Annotated in this window: 8 protein-coding genes and 2 pseudogenes; 6 read left to right on the top strand and 4 right to left on the bottom strand. The window is 70.0% G+C overall.

Annotated elements, in window-relative coordinates:
• Positions 1-96: pseudogene (locus ABZ646_RS36340) on the top strand (ABC transporter permease); the annotation flags it as partial.
• A 30-nt stretch (positions 97-126) separates the two neighbouring features.
• Here ABZ646_RS36340 and ABZ646_RS36335 read toward each other — a convergent pair.
• Together ABZ646_RS36335 and ABZ646_RS36330 are read right to left on the bottom strand one after the other, a co-directional pair.
• A pseudogene (locus ABZ646_RS36335) lies at positions 127-318 on the bottom strand (EthD family reductase); the annotation flags it as partial.
• 61 nt (positions 319-379) lie between these two features.
• A complete protein-coding gene (locus ABZ646_RS36330) occupies positions 380-964 on the bottom strand; it encodes a carboxymuconolactone decarboxylase family protein (protein ID WP_360528830.1) in 585 nt (194 codons plus the stop codon).
• Between the two features lie 145 nt (positions 965-1,109).
• Between ABZ646_RS36330 and ABZ646_RS36325 the strand changes: the two genes are divergently transcribed.
• The 4 genes from ABZ646_RS36325 to ABZ646_RS36310 all read left to right on the top strand — a co-directional run bounded on the left by ABZ646_RS36325 (position 1,110) and on the right by ABZ646_RS36310 (position 3,863).
• Positions 1,110-1,406, top strand: a complete 297-nt coding sequence (locus ABZ646_RS36325) for a helix-turn-helix domain-containing protein (RefSeq protein WP_360528827.1) — start codon at positions 1,110-1,112, stop codon at positions 1,404-1,406.
• 107 nt (positions 1,407-1,513) lie between these two features.
• The gene (locus ABZ646_RS36320) at positions 1,514-2,200 is read left to right on the top strand and encodes a phospholipid scramblase-related protein (RefSeq protein ID WP_360528824.1); all 687 of its coding nucleotides are present in this window, start codon (positions 1,514-1,516) and stop codon (positions 2,198-2,200) included.
• Positions 2,201-2,580: 380 nt separating this feature from the next.
• Positions 2,581-2,820, top strand: coding sequence for an ATP-binding protein (locus ABZ646_RS36315; protein ID WP_360528821.1), 240 nt, complete (start codon positions 2,581-2,583; stop codon positions 2,818-2,820).
• A gap of 182 nt (positions 2,821-3,002) precedes the next feature.
• Positions 3,003-3,863 (top strand): endo alpha-1,4 polygalactosaminidase, encoded by an 861-nt coding sequence (locus ABZ646_RS36310; protein WP_360528818.1) that lies wholly within the window; start codon positions 3,003-3,005, stop codon positions 3,861-3,863.
• Positions 3,864-3,880: 17 nt separating this feature from the next.
• Here ABZ646_RS36310 and ABZ646_RS36305 read toward each other — a convergent pair whose 3' ends face one another.
• Positions 3,881-4,750 (bottom strand): polysaccharide deacetylase family protein, encoded by an 870-nt coding sequence (locus tag ABZ646_RS36305; protein ID WP_360528815.1) that lies wholly within the window; start codon positions 4,748-4,750, stop codon positions 3,881-3,883.
• A 129-nt stretch (positions 4,751-4,879) separates the two neighbouring features.
• Positions 4,880-5,572: a beta-glucanase gene (locus ABZ646_RS36300; protein WP_360528812.1), complete on the bottom strand. Its 693-nt coding sequence runs from the start codon at positions 5,570-5,572 to the stop codon at positions 4,880-4,882.
• A gap of 284 nt (positions 5,573-5,856) precedes the next feature.
• Here ABZ646_RS36300 and ABZ646_RS36295 point away from each other — a divergent pair.
• Positions 5,857-6,969: cytochrome P450 (locus ABZ646_RS36295; protein ID WP_360528809.1), on the top strand; the 1,113-nt coding region annotated here is incomplete at its 3' end.

Raw genomic sequence — 6,969 nt, 5'->3', positions numbered from 1 at the left:
CGTGCCCTGCCCAGCTTCGGCCTGCTGGTCCTGATGTTCATCTGGCTGGGCTTCGGCACGCTGCCGGTGATGATCCCGCTGGTGATCCTGGCCGTGCGGCGACGCCCGCGCCGCCGCCATGGCGGCGGCGTCCGCGAAGTCGCCTTCGAAGACCGCGAAATACGGCGCTTCTCCCTCGGTCGCCGCCACGTCGAAGCTGTAGCGCCACGCCAGCAGGCCGGGCCAACTCATGAGCAGCGGGGCGTGGTTGGTCACGTAGTAGTCGCGGAAGTGGTCAGGGTCGGCGGGCTTGGAGTACAGGACGACCAACTTGTGCATGGCGGCCTCCGTCCAGATCAGGGTCGGCGGGCTTGGCGTGCCGGCTGCTCCCGGGCAGTGCTCATCGGCTGGTCCCGGTCGTGGCGGGGAGGAAGTCGGCGAAGCGAGGGGCACCGGGCTCGCGCGGCACGCGCGTGGCGCGCGCGGCGAAGCTGACGGCGTGGTACCACCCGCACAGCAGAAGCAGATCGAGCAGCTGGAGCTCGTCGAAGACGGACACGAGCCGTGTCCACAGCCCGCCGTCGATGTCGGAACGCTCGTGCAGCGCATCGACGGCGAGGACGAGCAGCCGTTCCCTCTCGGACGTCCAGCACTCGTCGGCGGGGCCGCCGTGCGCCAGGGATGCCGCCTGCTCGCGGGTGAGTCCGACCCGCTCGGCGAACGTCAGCATGTGTACGCCCCACTCGTACTCGCAACCGCACCGCGCGCACGTCCGGTTGATGACGATCTCGCGTTCCCGCATGGTCAGGGTCAGCTGTCTGCCCAACTCGTAGCGACCCCACCCGTGCATGGCGTCGGCCATGGGGATGTTCCTGGCGAACATCCGGAACAGCCCGATCGGCGGGGTCTCCCCGGGCATCATGCGCGCGAGCAGTGCGCCGGCCCGGTCGGTGTACGGCGGATCCAGCAGGGCTATCCGGGACATCGGCCTCTCCTGTCGAGTTCGTTTCGAAAACAGAAACGCCGAGTGGATGCTAGTGTTTCGAATAACGAAACGCAAGGCTGGGAGAGGCATGCCGACACCGCGCCCAGGAACACCGGTTCGTGGATCGACGACCGGTCGTCCCCTCATGGCCGCACTGGACCTGTTCGGCCGCCGGTGGGCGCTGCGCATCATCTGGGAACTGCGTGCGGGTCCGCTCGGCGCCCGCACGCTGCTGGCGCGATGCGAAGGGATGTCGTCCAGCGTCCTCTACCAGCGGCTCCGGGAACTCACATCGAGCGGGATCATCTCCCCCTCGGCCGACGGCTACGAGCTCACTCAGCTGGGGGCGGCACTCAGGCACGCCCTCCACCCGCTCGACGAATGGGCGGCCACCTGGGCGCAGGAGCAGGAACACGGCGGTCAGGAGCCCACGGAGACGTGACGGCCACACCCCACCGCTGACCTGGCCGCCCCGCGATTCGTCACGGTGTGGCAACGAGACGGCGCGCGGCCGACCGGACCCTGGTCTGCGGGAAGTAACGTGCCGCAGTGACCACACAATCGAACACACCTGACCCGAAGGTCAGTCGCCAGGTGCGGCAGCAGGCCGGGATCACCCCGAGCGGTCCCGGCGGCGGCACCCTCTTCACCGAACCGGTGCTGGTGGTGAACCAGAAGGCGAAACTCATAGAACTGACCAACGAGTACAAGGTCATGGACCAGCACGGCAACCAGCTCGGCTCCGTGGTCGAGGTCGGGCAGAGCGCGCTGCGCAAGGTCGTACGTTTCATCAGCGACTGGGACCAGTACTTCACTCACCGGCTGGAGATCCGGGACACCCAGGGGCAGCCGGTGCTGCGACTGACGCGCCCCGCGAAGATATTCAAGTCGCGGGTGATCGTGGCCCGTCCGGACGGAGGCGTGCTGGGCGAGCTGGTCCAGCAGAACGTCTTCGGAAAGATCAACTTCGCCATCAACGCCGGCGGTCAGCAGATCGGCGCCATCAAGGGCGAGAACTGGCGCGCCTGGAACTTCGCCGTCGTCGACCAGGCGGGGAACGAGGTGGCCCGGATCACCAAGACCTGGGAAGGTCTCGCCAAGACCATGTTCACCACGGCGGACAACTACGTGCTCCAGATCCACCAGGAACTCCCCGAGCCGCTGCGGAGCCTGGTCGTCGCCACGGCGCTGACGGTCGACACGGCCCTGAAGCAGGACGCCCGCGGACTGGGCTGACGCCGGCCGCGCCCGGTGCCACGCGTCGGGGCAGCAGAGACTGCCCCGACCGTGAAGGCTCCGGTTACGGCCGGGACGGCGAGGCGCGCCCGAGATCCGGGGCCGGGGAGCGCGCCCCCGCGCCGTCCGCCGCCCGGCCTCACGCGTCGCGTGTGACGCGCGAACGACACCGGCAGCCGCCCACGCTGTTCGGACGTGGTCCCACACGCGGTCCGCCCCCCCGGTTCCGTGCGCGTCGCCCGCCCCGCAACCGCCCCGCTACGCGTCGTCCCCGCCCCGCCCTGCCCCGCGTCCGGTCGTCGTCCGTGTCATGGCGGGACGGGGCGTTCTCGTCCGTGTGCCGGTCGGGACGCTCCTCGGGCACGGCGTGGCGGAGCCCGGTGTCCTCCGCGCCCGGCCAACCGGCCCGCGTCTTCGGGAACCTCCTGGACAACGCCCAGCGGCACACCGCCACCGCGATCACCGTGACCCTGGCCCGCGCGGGCGACGACGTCGTGCTCACCGTCGCCGACGACGGCCACGGCGGGGACCTCACCGTCACCGGTGCGCCCGGAGGCGGCGCCGCCTTCCTGGTCACCCTGCCGCGGGCACCGCTCGACGTCGGCGGCGACCGCGACTGACCGACCGGTTGCGACGGCTTTGGTATCGTCACGGTGTCGGACCGCCCAGCGCCGTCGCGGTCCGCGGAACCGTGGCATTCCCAGCCGGTAACACAGGCCTACGAGCCGTCAGCCCGGCCCCAGTCGCCAGGACCACGCGCGTCCGAGGCGGGGCATGCTCTCTCCTCCAGAGGCAGACCGTCATGCGCAACTCCCGGGCAGACTCCCGCCCTGCCACCGTCCCCCGCGCCGCCACCGTCCTGGCCGCAGCCCTTCTCACCGCCGGCTGCTCCGGCGCCACCACCGCCGATACGGGCACCGCCGCGCACACGCCGACGGCGAAAGTCTCCCCACCTCCCGTCCACGCCGGCGTCGACTACCAGCTGGGCGGCGCCTACACCCCGCCGAAGGGCGTCACCGTGGTCTCGCGCGACCACACGGCTTCGCCCGCCGCCGGCCTGTACAACATCTGCTACGTCAACGCCTTCCAGGCCCAGCCCGACGCGCAGCAGGAATGGGACGCCGACCTCCTGCTGCGGGACGGCTCGGGGAAGGTCGTCATGGACGAGGACTGGGGCGAGGCGATGCTCGACATCGGCACCCCGGGCAAGCGCGCGCGGATCGCGGAGAAGGTGGACGGCTGGATCGACGAGTGCGCCGACAAGGGATTCGACGCCGTCGAGCCGGACAACTACGACAGCTACACCCGCGCCCCGCACGGACTGCTGACCGCAGCCGATGCCGAGGCGTTCCAGACCCTGCTCGCCCGCCACGCACACGCCCGGCACCTTGCCATCGCCCAGAAGAACACCCTCGAACTCGCCAAGGACCGCAAACGGATCGGCCTCGACTTCGCGGTGGTGGAGGAATGCGGGCAGTACGACGAATGCGGGTCCTACGTCGACGCGTTCGGCGACCACGTCATCGTCGTCGAGTACACCGAGAAGGGCATGAGGAAGGCCTGTGCGGGCTGGGGCGACCGGATCAGCGTCGTCCGGCGCGACCTCGACGTCACCCCGGCCGGCCAGGACGGCTACCTGCGCGAGACCTGCGACAGCCACTGACGCGGCCGCCCGCGGGCTCATCCGGTCGGCGGCTGGATGTAGTCCTCCAGGCGGGCGACGGCGAAGCCCTGCTCGTGGATGCGCCGGAGCAGGTTGGCGAACATGTGCGTCATCGTGGTGCCCTTGAGCTCGGACGGCCCGCGGAAGTGGGCCAGGATGATGTCTCCGGGGCGCAGCTTCTTGTCCGCTGACTGGTACTGCATGTTGCGGATCTGCATGGACTCCCGCCACCACACGATCGCACGGGGTCCGCACTCACCCACCGCGACCCTGGTGTCGGTGTCGTACGCGCCGTAGGGCGGGCGGAAGAGCAGCGGCGCGGTGCCGTACTCCTTGGTGAGGATCTTCTGGTCACCGCACACCTCTTCCTTCTGGCGGGCCAGGGGGAGGGTGCTCATGACGGGGTGGTGCAGGGTGTGGTTCTGGATGTGGTCGCCCAGTGCCTGCAGCGGTTTGAAGTAGGCGTAGTCGGATTTGACGGCGTCGTTCATCAGGAACATCGTGATGGGGACCCTCAGGTCCCGCATCATCCGGATGAACTTGGGATCCTTCTCCTGCCCGTCGTCCACGGTGATGAAGACGACCTTCTGCGCGGTCGGTATGTGGGTGAAGACCGGAACGGTTCCGGTGGCCGAGAGCTTCACCGGTCTGACGGCCGGCGGTCGCGGGGCGGCGGGCAGCGGCGCCAGGCCCCACCTGCGCCAGGCCGCGGCGCCCGAACGGCCGGGCGCGGGGCTGGTGGTGCCGTCCGACGCGGCGGGCCGGGGGGTGCGGGCGGCGTGGCCCTTGCCGCCGATGCCTGCTCCGCAACCGCCGACCGCCAGGGTCACTGCGACCGTCCCCGTCACCGACCGGTACAACCTGCCCCGGCTCCTGCGCTGCTTCACCGTTTACGTCCCTCAACTGGCATTGATCCTGACTCGCCGAAAGGTAACCCGACGACACTAAAAAAAGATCAACAGTGAGGTGTGATTACGCCAGGCAGGGCCGGCGGGAGCGGACGGACCGGTGACTCGTCAGGCGAGTTGCCGCGGTGCGGGGTCCGCCGGGTACGGAGGTGCAGGGCGCCGTACCACCAGGTTCTCCACCCGGAAGGACAGCTCGGTGGTCGTGGGATCGGGACGCGGGTGGTAACGACCGGCGCACACTGAGAGGTTGACGATCAGGTAGGCGTGCCAGCCGGCTCCGACCCCCCTTCCGTCGGCGAACACCTGCGTGCCGTTGAGTGTCCATACGACGTTGCGGCGGCCGAAGGTCACGCCCATTGCGACGGTGCTGCCGGGCCGCACCGCGGGGTTGGTGACGTAGCTGTTCCCCTGGCGGACGTGGTTGGTGAGTTCCAGCAGGTCGGGGTTGTCGGGGTGGTACTCGAAGACGTCGACCTCGTTGCCGCCGTCCCGCCACGTCCAGATGGCGGGCCAGGCTCCCACGCCGGTGGGCAGGCGGACGTCGGCCCGGAGCAGGTCCCCGGTGCGGACCTCGAAGCCTTCGGCGCTGCCCTCGGTGGTGAGCAGCCCGGTGTTCCACCAGCCGTCCGCTCTGCGGGTGGCCCGGAACGTACCGGTGCGGGAGTAGGCGGGATCCGCGGTGAGGTGGTCCAGCTTGTCGTCACCCGGGTTGGTGGGCCCCCCGTTGGGATAGGCCCAGGAGCGCCCGGCGACCCACTGGCGTTCGGAGGTGAAATCTGCGGTGAAGACGACATCGCTCACGTGCGTGCTCCCTCGGTGGCCGGGGACGGCGGCGACATGCCCGATTGCTTTCCGGAGCGGCCGTCGGGCATGCGGCGGCAGCGGGGATCGAAGCGTCTGTCGCACGTGTGGGTGACGCACCCGCCGTATCCGCTCGAACGGTTGTCGTGGGAGTGAACGACTCGGCCGAACGCCCCAAGGGTGGACCGGTATGTCACAAAATCATCACCGGCACGGCGCATCGAGGATAGCTGCCATGGGCATGTATCCGGGCGTTCGATCCCTCCCCCACGAGGAGCAGACGCGTGCTGAGCGCCCCCACCCCGGCACCCATCCCCACACCCACGGCCCCAGGCGGACTTCCGCTGATCGGGCACGGACTCCGCCTCGTCCGGAACCCGCTGCCGTTCATCACCTCGCTGCGCGCATACGGCAGGGTGGTGCGCATACGCATCGGTCCCACGCCCGCTTACGTGGTCACGGACCCCGAGCTGACCCGCCAGGTGTTGGTGACCGACGCCGCCCACTTCCCCAAGGGCGGCAGATACTACGACGCGCTGCGGGTCTTCCTCGGTGACGGAGTCGCAACCGTCACCGACGGAGACACCCATCTGCGCAACCGCCGTCTGATGCAGCCCATGTTCAGCAGGGCGCACATCGCCGAGCGCGGCAACGCCATGATCGATCAGGTGCGGACCATGGTCGGCGCCTGGCCCGCGGCCGAGCCGTACGACGTGTTCGCCGGCATGAACGAGATCACCCTGACCACCTTCCTCGTCGCGGTGTTCGGCGCGGACCTGCCCGCGGGCCTGCCGGGTGAGTTCACCGCCCTCATGCCCGAGATCATGAAAGGAACGATTCGGCAGGTCATCCTCCCGCCCTGGATCACACGGCTGCCGCTGCCGGCCAACCGCGCGCACGCCGACCGTGTCGCCCGCCTGCGCACCCTCATCGACCGGGCCATCGACCATCACGCCGACGTCACCGCACCCGGATCCGCTGCGGCGGCCGGTGCGCCCGGCGCCGAGGCGTGCCCGCATGCTTCCCGGGCGCGGCTCCGACAGCAGAGAGGCCTGTTCGAGACCCTGCTCGGTGCCGAAGAGCAACTCGGCCGCCGGCAGCTCCAGGACGAGGCCATCACCCTGCTGGCCGGCGCGATCGAGACCACCGGCACCACACTCGCCTGGGCGCTGTACGAGATCGCCGGCAATCCCGCCGTCGAACGACGTCTGCGCGAGGAACTGGCCGCGGTGTGCGAGGGCCGGCCGCTGCGCTACGACGACCTCGACCGACTCCCGTACGCCCGAAGGGTTCTGCAGGAGGCCGGCGAAGACGGAATGCGCGACGCGTACGTCCCCTCGCAGCGACGCCTGGACCGCGAGCGCCACAAGCGCGTCCGGGCGCGTCGCGCGACCGCG

Source organism: Streptomyces sp. NPDC007162 (assembly GCF_040634175.1).
GTDB lineage: Bacteria > Actinomycetota > Actinomycetes > Streptomycetales > Streptomycetaceae > Streptomyces.
This window is presented reverse-complemented; position numbering and strand designations above follow the sequence as displayed.

Excerpts from the sequence above, each read along its gene's own strand:
- ABZ646_RS36310 (WP_360528818.1), top strand. The coding sequence starts at position 3,003 with ATGCGCAACTCCCGGGCAGACTCCCGCCCTGCCACCGTCCCCCGCGCC.
- ABZ646_RS36330 (WP_360528830.1), bottom strand. The coding sequence starts at position 964 with ATGTCCCGGATAGCCCTGCTGGATCCGCCGTACACCGACCGGGCCGGC.
- ABZ646_RS36325 (WP_360528827.1), top strand. The coding sequence starts at position 1,110 with ATGGCCGCACTGGACCTGTTCGGCCGCCGGTGGGCGCTGCGCATCATC.